Source organism: Echinicola pacifica DSM 19836 (genome assembly GCF_000373245.1).
Classification (GTDB): domain Bacteria; phylum Bacteroidota; class Bacteroidia; order Cytophagales; family Cyclobacteriaceae; genus Echinicola; species Echinicola pacifica.
Genome location: NZ_KB890750.1, coordinates 482,704 through 503,611, shown reverse-complemented (window position 1 = coordinate 503,611; position 20,908 = coordinate 482,704). Strand labels below are relative to the sequence as shown.

The window sequence follows — 20,908 nt, the reverse complement described above, 5'->3', positions numbered from 1 at the left end:
CTCAGAATAAAGAAATTATGAAAAGATACATTCAAGCATTTATCCTATTGTTCTTTGCGGCTACACTGACCGTTTCTGCACAGTCAGATAATATCAGCCCTCAAAGAAAACAGGCAATTGATTCCTTGGCCTTGGAAAAAGTAAAGGATTTAAGTAAATATATCAGCATCATCGGTAGCAAAGACACGCAGTTTTCTGAAGCTAACCGTGTAATGGACCGTGCTGAGGAATTATTCTCTCCAGGATCCGAAATGGGTGTTTCTTCTGTAAACTCCAAAGAAGTGGCTTACTATCCAGTGAGAAGATATTTCGAACGTCTTATGGCGCTTAATTATGACCAAGTGTCTATCAGCTGGTATGATATCCATTATATCTCTGACTTAGAGAGACAGCCTGACGGTAGATATGTTGGTGTTGTGACCGTTTATCAGAGATTCGAAGGAACTTCTGCTGAGACTGGCCTTAACTATAAGGATACCACCAAAAAAGATATCACCATCTACGTAGAGAAAAAACAAACTCAGGTAGCTGGCAGAACGATCGAGTTCTGGGATGTAATGCTGGGTGACATTAGAGTGACCGAAACTTCCGCATGAAGAAAATAAGCTTAATCCTAGTACTAATCATTTCATCTATAAAATTTGCTCCGGGGCAGGGTTATCCCAGCCCCGGACAAGTTAAGGATGATGGCAGATTTGCCGCTTCTACCAAACAACTAAACCAATTCTTTCGCCGGTTCAACGCCGAAGAAAGTGAAGATGGGCAGACCCGATTCAACCCCGGTGATGCTCGCTACCACGATAGAGAACTAAGAGGTAAATTCATTAATATACTTTTTGACAACGAGACCTCGCAGGTGACTAAGGAACTCAAACAAGAGTTTATCACCGTCGTCAATGCCGAAAATTACCCCCAATATTTAAGCTTTCACCGAGGCAATTGGTTTGCTGAAGTATCCTCCTTCTTTACCTATAAAGGAAAAAGGACTCCAGTCACTCTATATATGAAGCTGGAAGAAGAAGGCCTTGGATATGAATGGGTGATTGATAAGATCTCCTTTGATCCATTTAAGCAATATTTTAATAAGCCTGAAGGAAATAAAAAACCGTTTCTGCATCCGCTATCGCATGAGCTGGATTTTATGAACCTAAGGAAAGCGCTGCAGGATGGGAAAACTCCCGAGTCCTATACAGCAGACGGATTTACCCCCGATTACCTCACCTTATTTCTCTATGAGATAAAAAATGGTAATATAAAATTCGAAACTGTAAACGGCGTCAAATTCCACTTCTTCCAAGTGGATGGATGGTATTTTGAGGTGAATCAGTTTAACCGCCCGGGATTTAATACCGGTTGGTTAATCAGTAACCTTATCAAGGTTAAGAATGAGGAAGAAAAAGAAGTTATCTTAAAATACATTTATGATCAGGAATAGCTTATTCATCGTCTTTGTATTGCTGGTGGGGCTCCCACTAGCGGTCAGCGCCCAGGATATGGGCGGATATTCAAAACAGGAAATTAAAGATTTTTCACAAAAAGTGGAAGATCAGATTCAGTTTTTGGAGTATTTCCTCAATACTGTGGGAAGCGAAAGTACCCCTGCTCGGGATAAAGACGTCATTATTACCGAAAGCTATAAGAAAATTTTTAGAGATGGGAAGGTGCAGGTAGAAGATGACCTAATCCTGGACCGTCAGGTAATTACCAATAAGGATGTTCCCGCCTACCTAAAAGATGTGGAATTCTTCTTCAAAGATGCCCAATTCAAATTTAAAGTAAGAGACGTTAAGCCCTTTCTTCGTGATAATGGCGAATTGTCATTTCTGGTATCCATGGACCGTACCCTCAGCGCCACCGGCCTGAAAGGGGAGAAGATCGATAATACCAAACCCCGATTTGTGGAGGTCAACCTGAATGGCAAATCCAGCGAATTGAAAATTGCCAGTATCTATACCACCAAACTCTCCAGAGATAAGGAACTAGCCGAATGGTGGGAAAACCTTTCCCTGGAATGGGAAACTTATTTTAGAACGGAATTTTCCCTAATGGAAGATTCTATTACCATTGATCATCTGAATCTGATCAGCGGTTTAGACTCGCTGGACCTTAGTGGCAATGAACTTATTCAGGACCTGTCCCCATTGGAAGCCCTGCGAGACATTAAGTTTATTGATCTCTCCAATACCATGATCCAGGATCTTGGACCGATCAGTAATGTCACTTTCCTGACTTACCTGGACGTGTCTAATACCCCTACTGCCGATATACAGTTTATTAAGTATTCCGAAAGCTTAGAATACCTCGATATCTCCAATACCCTGATTAGTAATATTGACGATCTTAACAGACTGCCAAAATTGAAAGTCCTGAAAGCTGTCAATACCCCACTTATGAGCTTTGGGGTGTTCAATTCATTTCAGAACTTGGAAGAATTGAATCTAGAACGAAGTGGTCTCAATAATATCGAAACCATCCAGGATCTAAGCCAATTAAAAAAGCTGGAAATCCAAGGAAACTATTTGATCAACTTCGACAAATTGGCACAGCTGACTTCCCTGGAGGAGATCAACGTATCGAGAACCAATATCACTGATCTCAGCCCGCTGAAGGAGCTGGAGAAGCTCAAAGTGATCCGGATCAATGAAACGGCGATCAACAGCCTAAGCCCGCTGGATCAGAAAACCGGTCTGGCCACCATCTATGCGGATAGGACCGAGGTGACCGAAGACCATGCTGATGACTATGCCCGAAAAAACCGAAGGGTGTTGCTGATACATAATGTCGAAAATCTACAAGCTTGGTGGACTTCCCTTCCGGAAGGCTGGGAGAAGGTCCTCAGGACTTATATACCAGAAGCAGGAGCAGGAATGCCTAGCGTGGAGCAGGTGGGAAGGATCGTTTCCATGGATTCTTTGGACCTGTCCAATAGCGATATCATTAACCTGCGCCCGGTAATCAAGTTTAAGAAACTTATTGCTCTGAATATAGATCAGACCAAAGTGCATGAAACTAGCCCTATTCGGGATTTAAAAACGCTGAAAATGGTCTCTGCCAATGGTACGCCAATAGCAGGCTTGGAGGATTTTTCAGGGATTGGCGGATTGGAATACCTGTCTTTGAATAAAACTCTGGTGAAGAGTATAGCGCCATTAAAATCCCTCAAGTCCTTGGATTACCTGAATGTGGATGGTACCGAGGTGGCTAAATGGGAGGTGCAAGCGCTGCTCCAGCAGGTACCAGAGGCAACGGTGATCTTTAGATCCTCCGCCCTGAAGAGCTGGTGGGAACAGTTGGATGGCGACTGGCAGACGATTTTCGTGGAGCAATACGATATCGATACGAATCCATCTACTGAAGAACTTCACCAAATTACCTCAAAGAGGAAATTGGCGATTGAGAAAAAGAGTATTCGTGATTTGAGACCACTGGTGACTTTCATCAATCTTCAGGAACTCAATATTCATGATGTACCATTGAATGATATCTCCGACCTGACTCAGATGGAGGTGCTCAAAGTGTTGAAAATCTCCCAATCACCTGTGGTCGGTTTAGAACCTATGGCGGGCCTCACCACCTTAGAGTCCCTGGACCTTTCAAATACCGGTGTGGAAGACTTACGCCCCTTGGAAGGACTCACTAACCTTAAGCGCTTGATCCTGTCGGGAACCAGTATCAAAAGGCTCCGTGGACTGGATACCATGACAAGTTTGGAAGAATTGGATATTGCCAGCACCAATGTGAAAAGCATTAATGAAATAGAAGACCTCAGAAATATCAAGCGATTGATTTGCTTTAATACACGGATCAATAGCAGACAAATCGCCTCATTCAAAGAATCTAATCCAGAATGTGAAGTTCGGTATTATTGATACTATACTTTAACAGGAAGCTTTGATCTTTTCCTAATAATAAATAGAAAGGCCGCAGTTCTTAGGACTGCGGCCTTTCTATTTCCAAGCTCTCCCGGTGAAGGGGAACGATATGATTTCCTTGAAACCTATTCTTTTTAGAAGGGATGGAAGTATTTCCGAATCGTATCCATTTCAAGCCTCTTTCTGAGACTGCTTAATAGCGTCTATAGGTATAATAATAGTTTATGTACTAAGCTGATTAGCGATCGGGAAGCCCATACATTTTATATAATGAAAGAACCGGCTTTAGCTGGTGCCAATATCAAGTATGGGTTAAAAAAAAGGTCTTGAGTTATTAATTTAACTCAAGACCTTTTTTGTATAAAGAGCATAAAGCGAAGCTTTATATTCCTTAGCTAATATTTTATTTTAAGCTTACTGTTTTCGATGGGCTTTCTTTGATACATCTGAAGCCTACATTAGAAGTACCACTATCGTAAGCGTGTCCTTGACGGGCGCTAGGGCGGTAGTTGATGCAGTAGTTGTCAGAGCATAGGTAAGATCCACCTTTGATGACTCTTTCCTGCGCATAGGGGTTGGTTGGGTTATAGCACTGATTCATGGTTGCATCCAATTTTGGAGCGCTTCCAGCGAGACGCTGAAATTTGATGGCGTCAAACCAATCATCGGTAAGTTCCCATACATTGCCGATGATATCGTATAAACCGTATTGGTTTGGCTCGAAATTTTTAACTGGGGCGGTGCCCATAAAGCCATCTTCACCTTTATTTGCGTTGGGGAAGTTGCCTTGAAAGGTGTTGGCCATAATCTTACCGTTAGGTCTCAACTCATCACCCCAGGAATACCTTTTGTTCATTATTCCACCACGAGCAGCAAATTCCCATTCGGCCTCGGTAGGCAGACGCTTGCCCGCCCAGTCCGCATAAGCAACAGCATCTTCATAAGCTATATGAACGACAGGATGGTCCATTCTGCCTTTTAGATCAGTTTCAGGACCTTCTGGATGTCTCCAGTTAGCACCAGTTACCCATTTCCACCAGTTAGAAATATCGCCCTTATCCACAGGCTGAGAAGGAGGAAAGAAGACCATAGATCCAGCTTTCATTAGGGACTCCTCTGGTTTAGGCGTGTCAGGAGGAAGTTGTTTCTTCATTTCTTCCCAATCCAAATCTCTTTCCGCCACAGTGATATAGCCTGTTTCTTCTGTAAATTTGGTGTATTGAGCATTGGTGACTTCAGTTTCATCCATCCAGAATCCATTTACCCTACGCTTTACCGCTGGCTTTTCTGCCGGATAAGCATCTTCCTCGTCCGTGCCCATCATAAACTCCCCACCAGGTATCCAGACCATTCCATCTTGCTTCTGTCCAGGTTCTGCCTGAGCATCCTCAATTTTGCTGATAGTATTTTGGGCTGTGTCTGCTTCTTCACCAGCTTGATCGGTAGTGCTTTTTGTCTCACAGGAGACTGCTATCACGGCTATCGCCAGGATACATGAATATCCCATGGCGCTACTGATAAAGCTTTTTAAACTATATTTCTTCATAAATCTTACTAATTATTCTAAGTTCTCTCTTTTCCAAAGCCTAAGTTATGCCTATGCTTTTAAAATATGAAACGATCTGAATATAAAATTGACCTCCCCTAATAATTATGGGCCAAATTGCCGACTATTTAGGTAGATTATAAGCAGACATTTTGAAAACAGGAATATAAGTAAGATAATTCATTTGTAAAGAAACATTGTGGCTAGCTTTTAGCGTTTTGGAAATGGCTTTGTGATCCTTTTCTTGATCATTTCTTTTAAAGATTCTCCCGTCAATATAATTGATGAGGTACAAAATATTAACCAAAATAATCCATTCAACAAGGCCATTGGTGGGCTCAAAAAGGCAATGATGGATAATATAAATGTGTAAAGCGCACTCGCTACTCCGCCTATGATGGCCAATCGTGGCTGGCTTAAATGAAACAATAGAAGTATGCCCGTAATAAGTCCTGCTATACTCCATAGCGCATTTTCCATGACGAAGTGCTCTTGAGCAGTGCCAGCAAAGAAAAGTGATTTGATTAAGATGACCGCCCAAAAGAGTACGATAAGGTACCTCAAGGCCATCTTTGCTGATTTCTCTATTTTCAATAAGGTATCGATCATATTTTGGCTATTTGGTTTTTGTTGAATTTTAAACAAGTATGCATTACCTAATATAAGTAAAAAATAAAGTCAAATATCAAGCCATTGATTTCGTGATTTAATCTTTAGGGTGTTGCGAACTGGAAATAATAAAAAGGGAAAGGGTAGGAACGGGCAAAATTTGTTGACTAGGCTTAGGGGTTTTGAGGAGTAATGGCGATATCTGAATCAAAATATCAGCAAAAAAAAAGCGACTCATAGGAGAGTCGCTTTAATATAGGATTATCAGCTATTACTACTGCGCGTCAGCGCTAGCATCATGTAATTTACCTAATTCCTGATCAATGGTCCATAGTCCAATGCCTTCTTCACCGATGATATCGAAAAGCTCGAGAGCTCTTCTAGCCAAAGTTTCTTCTTCTCTCTGCTCGGTAACATACCATTGCATAAAGCTAAAGGTGGCAAAATCTTTCACCCCAAAGCAATGATCTACAATGATATTAATGGACTTAGTCACTTGAATTTCATGCTCTAAAGTAAGTTGGAATATCTCTTTCAGGGAATTGAAGTGATGCTTAATGCCAGTAATTTCTGGTTGAATGGCCAATCCACCCGCCTCATTAATATAATGGAAGAGTTTCAGCATATGCTGTCTTTCCTCTTCGGCATGGGTATAAAGGAGTTTTGCTGCATTATTATAGCCCATCATATCACACCATGAGGCCATAGACAAATAAGAGGCAGAGGAAATACCCTCCATTTCGATTTGCTTATTCAGCATCTCCTCTGTATCGTGAAGTAATGACCTCTGAAGGGTCACGATTTCTTTTTTTTCTTTCGTTTTCATAGCTATATCTGTTTTATTTATTTTCTGATCTCTTTAACAAACATAACCAAATTATTAGAATAAAGTTCCTTGATTAAACGAGGAAATCGGAATTTAGAATTGGTATAAGTAAAAATCTAAAAAATATAATTTGGTTATATTAAATTGAATTAATTATAAATAAAGATTAGCGAATGACTTGATTTTGCTCTGCCCTAAGGAATTAAAGCCTTCACAGCAGGCCGACTTGATAAGATATGAACTATCTATTCCGGTGGATTTTGCATTTTAAAATGCATAAATCGCAGGATTTTTTTTAACATTGCGGTATGAAAATAGTAGCGATGATACCGGCCCGATTTGGGGCAACTCGATTTCCAGGAAAACTCACCTCTGATCTTTGTGGTAAGCCTGTGATTGTAAGGACCTATTTGAGTACGGTGGCTACGGGGCTTTTTGATCAAGTAATAGTGGTGACAGACCATGAGTCTATTGCTGAGCAAATAAAAAAGGAGGGCGGTGAAGTTTTTTTTAGCACCAAGATCCATGAAAGTGGCTCAGACAGGATAGCCGAAGCTATTGCCTCCATTGAGGCGGATGTGGTGGTTAATGTCCAGGGGGATGAACCCTTTCAGGATAAAGAATCCCTGGCTAATTTGGTGCAGGTATTTGCCGATCCACAAGTGAAGGTGGCTTCCATGATGCGTAAAATAGACGATGAAGTGGACGTCATCAACCCGAACTCAGTAAAGGTGGTCGTGGATCAAAATTCCTTTGCCATGTACTTTAGTAGAAGCCCCATTCCCTTTGTCCGGGACCAATACCAGCCCAATTATTATAGACATATAGGCGTATATGCTTATAAGAAGGATATGCTGATGGAATATACCGGCTGGGAAAAGTCCATGCTGGAGAAGGCCGAAATGTTAGAACAGCTTCGGCTATTAGAACATGGAGTACGGATCAAAATGGTAGAAACTACTCATGAAGCCGTGGCCATTGATACCAAATTGGATTTGGATCGTGCCATTGCCTTTTACCAAAGACATTTTCTATAAACACCTTCTTTAGGCTACGACTTTTAGACCGATGATGGAGGAAATTAATAGTATCAAAAATAATAAACGTAGGGTGCTGGCAGGTTCTTGAAACAGCAAAATACCCACCAAAACGGTGCCTGCTGCACCAATTCCCGTCCATACAGCATAGGCCGTGCCCATGGGGATACTCTTTATAGCTTGATTTAGAAGATAAAAACTCATCGTTATACTCAGAAAAAAGGCCACAGACCATTTCAAATTAGTGAAATTCTGGGACAATTTTAAGCAAGTGGTGAAGGCTACTTCAAATAAGCCCGCTAAGACTAATATAATCCAAGGCATAGTTTTTTCTTTTTGTAAAGGTAATCAGCCTGAAGCTTTCATCTTTTTACATAGGTTAAAAAACACATGCAGAGGGCAAAAAAAATACATAAAAACCCAATGTGTTACTTTGTAATATGTTTTATCAAGCTCTCGATAAACTCCTTATTCGACTGAGGGAAACCTGGCTTATCCCCAAATATGAGGCGATATTCCCAAGGGAAATCCTGTTCAAGAGCTCTGGCTGACTGGAAACCAAATCTCTATAGCGTTGCTCGGCAGGTTTGCATTGACGGTCAATTAGCCGCTTTTCTGCCTTTATCAGCTCGAGCTCAATTATTCTATTCCACCATAGTGCTAACCTTATATTGCTTCGACACAGGGTCTCGATCCTTTCATTAGAGATTTCGAATACTTGACACTTCTCCAGACTGGTGATGCTTTCATATCCGGGTAGTCCGAGTAATTTGCTATTATATGAAAATAGGATGTCTCCATCAAATCCAAACCAAAAGGCAATGTCTTTTCCCTCATGGTTTAAGTGGGCTTTTACGCTTCCCTGTATGAGGATAAAGCAGTTTTTGGCTAATTTCCCCTCCTCGATTAAAAGATGTCCTTTGGGGTAGCTAGTGATTTTTCCTGACCCAGCTATTTCTGCAATACTTGCTGGGTCTAATTGATGATTTTGAGCCAGAATCTCTTCCAATAGCATACTAATAGTTTTTCAGTACTAGTGAATGTACCGCGGCTAATCCCGCCGTTTCGGTTCTCAGTCGGCTGTGTCCCAAGCTGCAGGCTTTAAACCCCGCTTTAAAGGCCGAATCAATTTCCTGGGGACTAAAATCTCCCTCAGGACCTATCAAAACCAGATACTTTTTTCCTGATTCAGCTAAATTATAGAGGTGATCTTGATTGTTTTCATCCACATAGGCAATGTATTTTTCCTCATAATTCTGGGCTGTAGTAGCAAGTAATTCTTTAAAGTTTACCAGAGGATTGATGATTGGAAACTGGGTTTTTAGGCTCTGCTTACAGGCTGAAATCAGCTTCTTTTCGAGTCGATCGGGTTTGAGATATACGCGTTCAGAGTTCTGAGTTTTCAGAAAAGTAATTTCCTGAAAGCCTATTTCTGTTATTTTTTCCAGCATCCACTCCATTCGATCCGCACTTTTGGTGGGGGCTATGGCCAGATGGATATGGTGGGAGAGGGCAGGGGTTTCACTTTTCTGAATTATTTCCAGCCTTGTTTTTTTCAAGGTAATTTCCACGATCTTACAGGTATATAAGGTGCCCACACCATCCGTCAGGTGGACTTCATCACCCACTACTTTCCTTAATACCTTGGCGAGATGTTTGGATTCTTCTTGTTCCAAATCGATCTGAGCGGAGTGGATTTCTTTTTGGTAAAACAGTTGCATGCTATCTATAATTATACGGTGCTGATCAGAACTAAGGCCGAAGGGAATAGGAAGAGTTAGAGCTATCCATCTAAATAGGCTATAGCCATGTCAAAATAGGACTCCTCTATTTCCTTTCATAAAACACCAAAAGCAAGGTGTTTGCAGCTGCAAATATAAAAAGATGTAGGGATTATATCTCCAGGGCTTAAAAAGACTTCCTGCAATGGGAGGAATTAGTATTGGATCTAATTTTCAAAATTCTTAGTAAGAATTGAAATTATCAGGAATTTGATGACCCAGCTGGATCGCAATAGGGGTTAGAGGGGTTGAAATGGTTTGTTGGATATACTTTTTATAATTGAAGAGGTCAATGTACTCAGCGTCATGGGTAAAAAATGGCTGAGGGTAAAAATAAGAAAAGCGCAAACCAGATGGTTTGCGCTTTTTTAACCTTAATTAACCTTTATATAATTAACCTTTGGATAGTTCCATGTTTACAGATTTACCTTTGATGGTATTCTTTTTCATGACACTGATCACGTGGTTTGCGTCTTTTGAAGGGACATCTACGAAAGAGAAGTTATCATAGATATCGATACCGCCGATTTCTCTACCGGAGATTCCAGCTTCGCCAGCGATGGCACCTACGATATCATTTGGTCTGATACGGTCTTTCTTTCCAAGGTTTAGGAATAGTCTGGCCATATCTGCATCTCTGCTGCCTTTTTCTCTAGGTCCGCCTCTACGAGCAGGACGATCTCCGCCGCTTCTCTCTCTTCCGGCACCTCTACGGCCACCTCTTTCGAACTTATCTCTGCCGCCTCTAGCGCCTCTATCTCCTCTTTCTCCGCCTCTTTCTTTACTTAGGTTAAGCTCAAAGTTCATATCAGAAAGCTCTTCCATAGAATTTCCAATTTGAAGTTTAGCCAGGCCAAGAGCTACTTGATCCATGCTTAGTCCTTCAGCAAGCATCTGTCCGATAGCAGATTCGAAAATCTGGTTATCTTCATCCTTGCTCAATTGGGTGGTTACGTCACGTACCAATTGCTCTTTTTTCTGCTCTAACATTTCAGTAACAGAAGGAGGAGTCATTTTGGTCAATGATACCTTAATATATCTTTCCAGATCTTTAAGTCTAAAGATGTCTTTACGACCTGTGATGAATGATATGGCCTGACCAGACTTACCTGCACGACCCGTTCTTCCGATACGGTGTACATAATACTCCTCGTCCAATGGAAGGTCATAGTTGAATACTACTTCCACATTGTCCACATCAATTCCTCGAGCTGCCACGTCAGTAGCTACCAAGGCAGTACAATGTCCTTTGCGGAACTTGTTCATCACCTTGTCTCTTTGTGCCTGAGATAGATCACCGTGAAGGGCTTCAGCAGAGATACCACGGGCGATAAGGCCTTCAGTAACTTCGTCAGCTGCTCTTTTGGTGTTACAGAATACTACGCCTAGTTTGAAGGCATGGATATTGATCAAACGAGTGATCAGTTCCATTTTAAGAGAAGGCTTCACTTCATAGTACACCTGAGAGATGTTTTCTACAGTAAGCTCTTTCTTAGTTATTTTTACAATCTCAGGATTGTTCTGGTACTTTTTAGTCAAGTCCATGATCGGCTTGGCCATCGTGGCAGAGAAGAAGATGGTTTGTCTTTCTTCAGGCATTTCGCTAAGGACTTTTTCAATATCCTCTCTGAAACCCATGTCTAACATTTCATCAGCCTCATCCAATACGATGGTTCTAACAGTATCCAGCTTCAAAGTACCACGTTTCATATGGTCCATGATTCTACCAGGAGTACCTACCACGATCTGAACACCTTTTTTGAGGGATCTAATCTGGCGGTCGATAGATTCACCACCGTAGATGGCTGTACTGAAGATGCCTTTTTTGTATTTGCAAAGTTTGGTGATTTCGCCCTCTACCTGAACAGCAAGTTCACGCGTTGGACATAAGATAAGCGCCTGTGGGGCTTTGCTTGATGCATCAACCATATCCACAATTGGAATACCGAAAGACGCAGTCTTACCAGTTCCAGTTTGTGCTTGTCCGATTACATCGCGACCTTCCAACATTGTTGGGATAGATTGTGCTTGAATTGGGGAAGGTTGGGTATAGCCCATCTCTTCCACGGCCTGTAGGATTTCTGCTGAAATACCCAGGTCTGAAAATAACATTTCGTTCTCCATGAAGTTTTCCTTACATCTGCGCCCTGATTTCCTCTAATTTAACCCTCAAAACGACAGAGTAAGGAATATCACGACTCAGAAAAATACTTTATTAATTATTAAGCTGCAAAGATATGGCTTATCTTTTTAATATGCAAATGGGTTTAGAAAATATTTAGAATAATCCTCAAAAAATAGCCGTAAAGCAGGTAAATAATTTGGTAAAGAGGTCTAAACCTGCTCAATAGGAAGTCGATTAATTTGTATTTGACTAATTCAGAATCATTCATTTTGATCCTTTTACCTCCAAAACGAGGAATATTTTACCCCCTTTTCTCTGTCAACCCTAATATGACTCAGTCTATTTTTTAAGAACTCTTTCGCCTGATTTAGACCTGAAAATATTGAACTTGTCGAATGAGATTTCTAAAAAATCCACAAACATACCCTGCTCATTACTGGGTTTTACCATCCCTTCTTTAGACTCCATGAGATGAATGTTTTATAAATTATAGCTTTTGACGACCCTGGTTATTAAGGCTGAGTTTCTGGATTAGACCAAAAAAAAGCGGAGATTTCTCTCCGCTTTCTATATTCTTAGGAAGGCTAATTTCTTAGCGATTACCCATTTCCTTATAGCCTCTCTCGTTAGCACCGGTATATACCTGTCTAGGACGACCGATAGGCTCATTATTTTCTCTCATTTCTTTCCACTGAGCGATCCAGCCTGGCAGACGACCGAGTGCAAACATCACTGTAAACATATCGGTAGGGATGCCTAGGGCACGATAGATAATTCCGGAATAGAAATCCACATTTGGATATAGTTTTCTATCTACGAAGTACTGATCGTTAAGGGCTGCTTCTTCCAGTTCTTTGGCGATCTCCAATACAGGATCGTTTACACCGAGTTTTGCAAGAACCTCATCTGCTGCCTTTTTGATGATCTTAGCACGTGGGTCAAAGTTTTTGTACACTCTATGACCAAAGCCCATCAGACGGAATGGATCATTCTTGTCCTTTGCTTTGTCTAGGTATCTTTTGGTATCACCACCATCTTCCTTGATTGCTTCGAGCATTTCAATTACAGACTGATTGGCGCCGCCATGAAGTGGACCCCATAGAGCATTGATACCTGCAGAGATGGAGGCATAGATGCTGGCTTGGGAAGAACCTACGATTCTCACGGTAGAAGTAGAGCAGTTTTGCTCATGATCAGCGTGAAGGATCAGTAGCTTATCCAGTGCTTTGGCGATTACAGGATCGACTTCATACTTTTCGGCAGGAAGTGCAAACATCATTTTCAGGAAATTAGAGCAATAATCAAGGTTATTGTCAGGATAATTTACTGGATGCCCCATTTTGTTTTTATAAGCCCAGGCCGCAAAAGTAGGCAGCTTAGCCATAAGTCTCACGATGCTTAGCATAATCTCATCATCTGTCCTGTTAGGATCAAGTGATGTAGGGTAGAAGGCAGTGAGTGAGCAGATCAAAGAAGACAATACGCCCATAGGGTGGGCAACGGAAGGGAATCCGTCAAGGATCTTTTTGATATCCTCATGTACAAGGGTATGATACGTGATCTCTTTTGCAAAGGTGTCGTATTGCTCTTGAGTAGGTAATTCACCATAAATCAAAAGATAAGAAACTTCCAAAAAGTTTGATTTTTCGGCCAGATCTTCAATGTTATACCCACGGTATCTCAAAATTCCTAGCTCACCATCCAAAAAGGTGATGGCACTTTGGGTGGATCCTGTGTTTTTGAATCCTGGGTCTAAAGTTATTAATCCAGACTGACCTCGTAATTTGGCAATATCTATTGCCTTTTCATTTTCAGTACCTTCTGTAACTGGTAATTCATACTCATTACCATCGAAGGATAACTTAGCTATTTCAGACATAAGTTTTAAGTTTATCTATTTTATGGTTCTATCTTATCTTGAAACCGTATTTGGCGGCATTAAGATAATAAAAAACCGCCTTATTTACATATATAACGGCATTATTTACATGAATAAAATTAAGTAGAACTACTTAAAATTTGTTCCATAAAATGCCTTGGATGCCAATCGCGCAATTTAAAAATAAGGTTTGGTAAATTGCTCAAATCTTATCAGGCATTATCTGATTTTCTCAGAATATTGTGCCGATGGAGTGAATGGCATTTGCTTGGGGGATTCCCAAAAAAAATAGTCCGCAAATGGCGGACTATTTCAATATTATTTGCAAAAATGCTCGAATACCTCTACAAGGTGCTCTCCGATCAGCTGCGCATTTCTACCTTCAATATGGTGTCTTTCTACGAAGTGTACCAATTCTCCATCCTTAAACAAAGCCATGGCTGGGGAAGAAGGAGGGTAAGGAAGGCAGGCTTCACGTAATTTGTTAACAGCGCCAGTGTCATTGCCGGCAAATACCGTGGCTAATACCGTAGGACGGGCATCGGTCTTGTCCAAAGCATATTTTACTCCCGGACGGGCAGCGCCTGCTGCACAACCACACACAGAATTGACTACAATAAAAGTGGTGCCTTTATGGTCCTTTAGATGAGATTCTACATCTTCAGCAGTTTTGAATTCTAAGAATCCTACTTCTGTCAATTCAGCACGCATTGGTGCTACTAATTCTTCAGGGTACATATAACTATTTGTTTTAATTTTATTCGAAAGATTATTATTGCTGATCCTACCTTTATAGAAACCCAAGCTCCAGCTGTGCAGCCTCAGACATCATGTCCTGAGAGTAGGGCGGGTCAAAGGTAAGCTCTATTTCTACATCATTAATGCCTTGAATCTGCTGAATACGGTCCTTGATCTCTGCTGGAATAGACTCCGCAGAAGGACAGTTGGGTGAGGTCAAGGTCATCATCACATACACATTATTTACAGGATACACAGTGATCTCGTAAATCAGCCCTAGCTCATATACGTCCACAGGAATCTCTGGATCGTACACTAGCTTGATAGCCTGAACGACTTTTTCCCTTAGATCGGGAATATTTGCTGCTTGAGTATTGGAAGTATCTTCAGCCATTATTGGTTATACCTTAAGTTTGGTTTGATAGGCAATTGCATAAAGCTTCATTTGCTTGATCATGGACGATAGCCCATTGGATCGCTGAGATCCAATGATATTGCCCATACCTATTTTTTCTATGAAATAAAGATCAGCATCGATGATCTCCTTTGGACTGCGATCAGATAAGACACGGATCAATAAACTTATTAGTCCTTTGGTAATATCTGTATTAGAGTCTGCCTTGAAAATCACCTTACCATCCTTTTCCCCCGTGCTCAGCCAAACTTTGGACTGACAACCTTTGATGAGGTTTTCGTCCAATCTAGCCTCCTCGGGAAATGGATCCAGCCTATTTCCTAGCTCCATTATATAGTATATGGTGGATTCCCGATCCCCTTCAAGTATGGTAAATTCATCGATGATCTCATCTTGAACTTGCTTTATATCACTCATTTATTCTTCAATTTGGCTATTTTACTTATACTTTCGCATAAGCGATCCACTTCTTCTTTGGTGTTGTAAACAGAAAAAGAGGCCCTGACAGTTCCCTCAATATTAAATCTACCCATTAAAGGTTGGGTACAGTGATGACCGGTACGAACCGCTATACCATTTGCATCAAGCATCATTCCAATATCAAATGGATGCATGCCATTGATCAAAAAGGAGATAACGCTCACCTTCTGATCCGCAGTCCCCACTGGAATGAATCCTTTGATCTGTGCGAGTTTTTCCTCCGCATACGCCATCAGTTCCTCCTCATGGGCCCTGATCGCAGGTTTTCCAATGGCATTAATGAATTCTAAGGCCTTCTGGAAAGCTATCACATCAGCAATATTAGGTGTGCCAGCTTCAAATTTGAAGGGGATATCATTGAAGGTGGTTTTTTCAAAAGTCACCTCTTTGATCATCTCTCCGCCTCCCTGGTAAGGAGGCATAGCTTCCAGAATCTCCCGCTTCCCGTAAAGGATGCCTAGGCCTGTGGGACCATAGAGCTTATGCGCAGACATCACGAAGAAGTCACAATCCAAGGCTTGCACGTCGATATCCAAATGTGCGCTGGATTGAGCTCCATCGAGCAGGACTTTTGCTCCCACTTTATGTGCCTTCTCGATGATCTCCCGAACGGGATTGATCGTCCCAAGGGCATTGGAGGCGTGTACGACTGATACGATCTTTGTTTTGGAACTGAGCATTTTATCATACTCTTCCATCAGGAGTTCCCCCTGATCATTGATTGGGATCACCCTAAGAATGGCTCCTTTTTCTTCACAAAGCAATTGCCAGGGAACAATATTGGAGTGATGCTCAAGAGTTGATATAATGATTTCATCTCCTTCTTGAAGGAATTTCCTGCCGTAAGTGGCTGCCACCAGGTTGATGCCTTCGGTGGTGCCCTTGGTGAAGATGATTTCCTCCTCCTCCTTGGCATTCAGAAACTCCCGCACCATCGCTCTGGTCTTCTCATAAGATCGGGTGGCCCGATCCGCTAAGGTGTGAGCACCGCGATGAATATTGGAATTGTCTTGGGTATAATAAGCAGACAATGCCTCCAGTACGGCAGAAGGCTTCTGCGTAGTGGCGGCATTGTCTAAGTAGATGAGGGGTTTTCCGTTGACTTCTTGGTGAAGTACCGGGAATTCCCCTCGGATATTTTGGATATCTAAGGTCATGAAAGATGTTTTAGAATTTTTCTAATCTTGCCTGAACTAAGCCTATAAAGTGCTCTTTGAGCACGTCAATTTTTATATGATCCATTACTTCACCAGCAAAGGCATAAAGCAATAAGGCTTTTGCCTGATCTTTTCCTATTCCTCTGGCTTGTAGGTAAAATAATGCCTCTTCATCCAACTGGCCCGTGGTGCATCCATGGGAGCACTTCACATCATCTGCCCAAATCTCCAACTGGGGTTTGGTATTGATGATCGCTTCATTGGATAATAGGATATTATTATTTTGCTGAAAAGCATTGGTTTTCTGCGCATCCTGTCTTACGAAAATTTTGCCATTGAAGACGCCTCGGGACTTGTCCGCCAGGATGCCTTTATAGAGCTCATTTGATTCGGAATGCGGCATGGTATGATCCACATTGGTGTGGTTGTCCACATGAGTGGTTTCACCCAATAGGTACAATCCATACATATTGCCTTCACAACCACTGTCTAATAAGTTTAGGTTGAGGTTGTTTCTCAGCATATCACCTCGAAGGGAAAGTGTCACCGTAGTGAAAGTGGCATCGCGATGGATGTCCGCCTCCAGGTTATTCACTCCCAAAGCTTCCGGATTCTCATCCTGAAGCTTATAATACCTCAGGTGGGCGTTACGCTCTACCTTCACCTCAACCACTGGGTTGAAGAAATAAGCCTTGTCATCTGTGCTGATGATCTGCTCCAGGAAGGAAGCTTCGGTCCCTTCTGCACCATGAATATAAATCCTGGGAGCAATGATATCACCTTGGTTTGCCTGCATAAAATGCATGAAAACGATAGGCTTGGTTACCGCTTTATTTTTCTGAACTTCTATGGAGATTCCATCCGCAAATATCGCAGAGTTAAGCGCTGTGAAAGGATCCTTCTCTATTTTTGCCACTTGGCCAATAGTGGATTGTCCTTGCTCATCCAGTTCAGAAAATAAACTAACGGTATAATTGTCTTGGGTATAGCTGGATAGGGCAGGGCTGAAATGACCATTGTCAAATACCAGTACGTCTGCTTCTAATCCAGGAATCATCGCCTGCTCCACATCAGATTGGCTAATAGATGTGGCTGCTGCCAAGTGGAAATTGCTAAGTTTACTCTCAAGCTTCTTTACTATAGGTGTGAATTTATACTCCTCCGCTTTTTGGGCAGGAAGTCCATTTTCTTCTATAAACTTGATAGCTGATTGTCTTAAGGTACCAAAGCTCGTTTGGGCCTTGGCGAGGTCTAGGATAGAACCAGTGATTTTGTTATGCGTAAGGGTAGTCATGGAATTACTTAATAATAAGGTGTGACATGTATTGATCTAATGACTTAGACAGAAGCTCCGTCCACCTCAGCTTTGATCCAGTCATATCCTTTCTCTTCCAGCTCCATAGCCAGCTCCTTGGTGCCTGACTTTACGATTTGGCCTTTGTACAATACATGTACAAAATCAGGGACAATATAGTCCAGCAGTCGCTGGTAGTGAGTCACCACCACGGTAGCATTGTCCTTAGATTTTAATTTATTCACTCCATTGGAGACGATTCTCAAAGCGTCAATGTCAAGGCCTGAGTCCGTCTCATCCAATACGGAAAGGGTAGGCTCCAACATGGCCATCTGAAAAATCTCATTTCTCTTTTTCTCCCCGCCAGAGAAGCCTTCATTGAGGGCTCTGCTCATCAGCTTTTGGTCGATCTCTACCAACTTCATTTTTTCCTTCATCAAAGAAAGAAACTTAACAGCATCCAACGCTTCCTGACCTCTATATTCACGAACTTGATTTACGGCAGTTCTAAGGAAATTAGTGGTGCTTACGCCAGGGATTTCAACAGGATACTGGAAAGCAAGGAATACGCCTTCTCTAGCGCGGTCTTCAGGGCTCAATTCTAAAAGATCCTTGCCTTTGAAAGTAACTTCTCCTTCTGTCACTTCATATTCTTCACGACCTGCGAGTACTGAGGCCAAAGTGGATTTTCCAGAACCGTTTGGACCCATGATAGCGTGGACTTCTCCTGCTTTGATTTCCAGGTTGATGCCTTTAAGTATTGGCGTCCCTTCAATAGATGCGTGTAAATTCTTTATGGATAACATGATTTGTATGTATTTCTGTTCAGGATTGGTATTATACTCAGAAACATGGAGAATTAGCTAGCCAAAAATCCATGTTTCTGTGTGGGAATTATTAGTAAGCGTAGGGTTAACCTACACTTCCTTCTAAGGTAAGTGCCAGGAGCTTTTGAGCTTCTACCGCAAATTCCATTGGCAACTGGTTTAGCACTTCTTTGGCGTATCCGTTGACAATCAATGCTACGGCATCCTCGGTGGCGATACCACGTTGGTTACAATAGAAAATTTGGTCCTCGCCAATTTTTGAGGTGGTGGCCTCATGCTCTACCTTGGCACTGGAATTTTGAATATCAATATAAGGGAAGGTATGGGCGCCACATCGGTCTCCCATCAGCAAGGAATCACACTGAGAGAAGTTACGGGAATTATCCGCACGCTTCATCACCTGCACCTGTCCACGATAGGAGTTCTGAGATTTGCCCGCAGAGATACCTTTGGATACGATTCTTGACTTGGTGTTTTTCCCAATATGAATCATCTTCGTTCCGGTATCAGCTTGCTGGTAATTATTAGTTACCGCCACAGAATAGAATTCTCCAATAGAATTATCCCCTTTGAGGATACATGATGGGTACTTCCAAGTGACTGCAGAACCGGTCTCCACCTGTGTCCAGGAAATCTTGGAGTGATTACCGGCACAGATGCCTCGCTTAGTTACAAAATTATATATACCACCTTTACCGTTTTTATCTCCTGGATACCAGTTTTGAACGGTGGAGTATTTTACCTCAGCGTTGGTGGCAGCATAAATCTCTACCACAGCAGCGTGAAGCTGATTTTCGTCTCTTTGAGGAGCGGTGCAGCCTTCCAGGTAGGATACATAAGCATCATCCTCCGCCACAATCAAGGTTCTTTCGAACTGTCCTGTGTTGGCAGCATTGATTCTGAAATAAGTAGAAAGCTCCATTGGGCATCTTACGCCTTTTGGAATATAGCAGAATGAGCCGTCAGAGAAAACTGCTGAGTTAAGGGCAGCATAATAGTTGTCTGTCATCGGTACCACAGAACCTAAGTACTTCTTGACCAATTCAGGGTGCTCATGTACCGCCTCACTGAAGGAGCTAAATACAATTCCTAATTTGCCCAAAGTTTCCTTAAAAGTGGTTCCTACAGAAACAGAGTCCAATACTGCATCCACGGCTATGCCTTGGAGTTTTTTCTGCTCGTTAAGGCTGATACCCAATCGCTCATAGATTTGAAGCAATTCAGGATCCACCTCATCCAGGTTCTTAGGCTTGGATTTTTGCTTAGGTGCAGAATAATATTTTAAGGCTTGTAAGTCTATTTTAGGGTAATGAACATTGGCCCATTCAGGCTCGGTCATTTTTTGCCAGGTCTGAAATGCCTTCAACCTCCATTCCAACAGCCATTTTGGTTCTTCCTTTTTAGCGGAGATCCATCTGATAATGGTTTCATTCAATCCGGCTGGAGCCTCGTCAGCTTCAAAATCCACAGACCAACCGTGTTCATATTCCTTCGAGGTGAACTCCTCTAAAATCTGATTGTCTTTGCTCATAAAGTGAGTTATTTAGACTAATTATATTTTGTAGCGCAAAGATATAACATTTATCTAAAATTTATTGTTCCGATTGGATTAAAATTCTCTATGATAAATTGAGAAAAACAATTAAAAAATGATTCTAAGGTACTTGATAGCAAAAGTTTAATGCACCAAAAGCGCTTTCTTGCGCTTTTGGTTTTATGTGTTTAAGATAAGAATATCTGTATTTAATTATATATTTTTTTTATTTAGATTTAATCTAAATAATTAACTTTCTCTACAATATTATTTAGCATCTTGCTCAAAAAGCTGGATAGGACGGTTGATGCTTTCTTCAAGTACAATAAGGGTTTCTGTTCTATCGATTCCATCCACCTTTTGTATCTTATTAAGCACATCTCTCAAATGGTTAGTATCCTTACAGATTATTTTTGCAAAAATGCTATAATTACCCGTGGTATAATAGGCATTTACCACCTCGGCAATTTCTTTCAATTTCTCAATTACATTATCGTATAAGGAGCTTTTTTCAAGGTAAATCCCCAGGTAGGCAGAGATATCATAGCCTAATTTCGAAAAATCAATGTTGAGGGTGGCGCTTTTTACAATGCCCATATCCTCTAGCTTTCGCATTCTTACATGAACAGTACCGGAAGAAACGTACACTTTTTTGGCAATTTCTGTGTATGGCGTTTTGGCATCTTCATTTAGTAAGGAGATGATCTTTAAATCAACATTGTCAATATCTAAATTTTTGTCCATTATTTATTTATTTGCTTGTCTTTATTTGAATAAAGATGCATTTA

The 20,908-nt window shown here is 41.5% G+C and carries 20 protein-coding genes; 4 read left to right on the top strand and 16 right to left on the bottom strand.

The genetic code is table 11. The features are described 5' to 3' along the window. Positions 1–17: 17 nt before the first annotated feature. The 3 genes from B050_RS0112645 to B050_RS0112635 are packed head-to-tail and all read left to right on the top strand — an operon-like array spanning position 18 to position 3,869. Complete coding sequence (locus B050_RS0112645) at positions 18–596, top strand: hypothetical protein (RefSeq protein WP_018474294.1); 579 nt, start codon at positions 18–20, stop codon at positions 594–596. Continuing rightward, positions 593–1,435 (top strand): hypothetical protein, encoded by an 843-nt coding sequence (locus B050_RS0112640; RefSeq protein WP_018474293.1) that lies wholly within the window; start codon positions 593–595, stop codon positions 1,433–1,435. Before B050_RS0112645 ends, B050_RS0112640 begins: the two co-directional genes overlap by 4 nt. Beyond that, positions 1,422–3,869 carry a leucine-rich repeat domain-containing protein gene (locus B050_RS0112635; RefSeq protein WP_018474292.1) on the top strand — a complete coding sequence of 816 codons (2,448 nt, stop codon included), beginning with the start codon at positions 1,422–1,424 and terminating at the stop codon, positions 3,867–3,869. The genes B050_RS0112640 and B050_RS0112635 overlap by 14 nt, the downstream gene beginning before the upstream one ends. Before the next feature lie 406 nt (positions 3,870–4,275). On the opposite strand, the gene B050_RS0112630 is transcribed toward B050_RS0112635, so the two are convergent. The 3 genes from B050_RS0112630 to B050_RS0112620 form a co-directional block, all read right to left on the bottom strand. Further along, positions 4,276–5,418, bottom strand: coding sequence for a formylglycine-generating enzyme family protein (locus B050_RS0112630; RefSeq protein ID WP_018474291.1), 1,143 nt, complete (start codon positions 5,416–5,418; stop codon positions 4,276–4,278). 210 nt (positions 5,419–5,628) lie between these two features. After that, positions 5,629–6,027 (bottom strand): hypothetical protein, encoded by a 399-nt coding sequence (locus B050_RS0112625; protein ID WP_018474290.1) that lies wholly within the window; start codon positions 6,025–6,027, stop codon positions 5,629–5,631. Between the two features lie 274 nt (positions 6,028–6,301). Next, entirely contained in the window at positions 6,302–6,853 is a 552-nt protein-coding gene (locus B050_RS0112620; RefSeq protein ID WP_018474289.1) for a ferritin, read from the bottom strand. 308 nt (positions 6,854–7,161) lie between these two features. Between B050_RS0112620 and kdsB the strand changes: the two genes are divergently transcribed. Further along, the gene (kdsB, locus tag B050_RS0112615; RefSeq protein WP_018474288.1) at positions 7,162–7,890 is read left to right on the top strand and encodes a 3-deoxy-manno-octulosonate cytidylyltransferase; all 729 of its coding nucleotides are present in this window, start codon (positions 7,162–7,164) and stop codon (positions 7,888–7,890) included. A gap of 9 nt (positions 7,891–7,899) precedes the next feature. Here the strand turns inward: kdsB and B050_RS0112610 are convergent, their stop codons facing one another. From B050_RS0112610 to B050_RS0112540, 13 genes are all read right to left on the bottom strand, one after another. Then, positions 7,900–8,214 carry a DMT family transporter gene (locus B050_RS0112610; RefSeq protein WP_018474287.1) on the bottom strand — a complete coding sequence of 105 codons (315 nt, stop codon included), beginning with the start codon at positions 8,212–8,214 and terminating at the stop codon, positions 7,900–7,902. 124 nt (positions 8,215–8,338) lie between these two features. After that, positions 8,339–8,905, bottom strand: coding sequence for a Crp/Fnr family transcriptional regulator (locus tag B050_RS0112605; protein ID WP_018474286.1), 567 nt, complete (start codon positions 8,903–8,905; stop codon positions 8,339–8,341). A gap of 1 nt (position 8,906) precedes the next feature. Beyond that, positions 8,907–9,611, bottom strand: coding sequence for a 16S rRNA (uracil(1498)-N(3))-methyltransferase (locus tag B050_RS0112600; protein ID WP_018474285.1), 705 nt, complete (start codon positions 9,609–9,611; stop codon positions 8,907–8,909). Between the two features lie 453 nt (positions 9,612–10,064). Further along, positions 10,065–11,795 carry a DEAD/DEAH box helicase gene (locus tag B050_RS0112590; protein WP_018474283.1) on the bottom strand — a complete coding sequence of 577 codons (1,731 nt, stop codon included), beginning with the start codon at positions 11,793–11,795 and terminating at the stop codon, positions 10,065–10,067. A 593-nt stretch (positions 11,796–12,388) separates the two neighbouring features. Next, positions 12,389–13,675: a citrate synthase gene (locus B050_RS0112580; protein ID WP_018474281.1), complete on the bottom strand. Its 1,287-nt coding sequence runs from the start codon at positions 13,673–13,675 to the stop codon at positions 12,389–12,391. A 318-nt stretch (positions 13,676–13,993) separates the two neighbouring features. Further along, entirely contained in the window at positions 13,994–14,413 is a 420-nt protein-coding gene (locus B050_RS0112575) for a BrxA/BrxB family bacilliredoxin (protein ID WP_018474280.1), read from the bottom strand. Between the two features lie 52 nt (positions 14,414–14,465). Then, complete coding sequence (locus tag B050_RS0112570; RefSeq protein ID WP_018474279.1) at positions 14,466–14,807, bottom strand: iron-sulfur cluster assembly protein; 342 nt, start codon at positions 14,805–14,807, stop codon at positions 14,466–14,468. Between the two features lie 6 nt (positions 14,808–14,813). Continuing rightward, positions 14,814–15,245, bottom strand: coding sequence for a SufE family protein (locus B050_RS0112565; protein ID WP_018474278.1), 432 nt, complete (start codon positions 15,243–15,245; stop codon positions 14,814–14,816). Then, positions 15,242–16,465 (bottom strand): cysteine desulfurase, encoded by a 1,224-nt coding sequence (locus B050_RS0112560; protein WP_018474277.1) that lies wholly within the window; start codon positions 16,463–16,465, stop codon positions 15,242–15,244. The genes B050_RS0112565 and B050_RS0112560 overlap by 4 nt, the downstream gene beginning before the upstream one ends. Before the next feature lie 10 nt (positions 16,466–16,475). Beyond that, positions 16,476–17,759, bottom strand: a complete 1,284-nt coding sequence (sufD, locus tag B050_RS0112555) for a Fe-S cluster assembly protein SufD (protein ID WP_018474276.1) — start codon at positions 17,757–17,759, stop codon at positions 16,476–16,478. Between the two features lie 44 nt (positions 17,760–17,803). Then, positions 17,804–18,565, bottom strand: coding sequence for a Fe-S cluster assembly ATPase SufC (gene sufC, locus B050_RS0112550; RefSeq protein ID WP_018474275.1), 762 nt, complete (start codon positions 18,563–18,565; stop codon positions 17,804–17,806). Positions 18,566–18,671: 106 nt separating this feature from the next. Continuing rightward, positions 18,672–20,117, bottom strand: a complete 1,446-nt coding sequence (gene sufB / locus B050_RS0112545; protein ID WP_018474274.1) for a Fe-S cluster assembly protein SufB — start codon at positions 20,115–20,117, stop codon at positions 18,672–18,674. 270 nt (positions 20,118–20,387) lie between these two features. Next, entirely contained in the window at positions 20,388–20,864 is a 477-nt protein-coding gene (locus B050_RS0112540) for an Lrp/AsnC ligand binding domain-containing protein (protein ID WP_018474273.1), read from the bottom strand. Positions 20,865–20,908 lie beyond the last annotated feature (44 nt).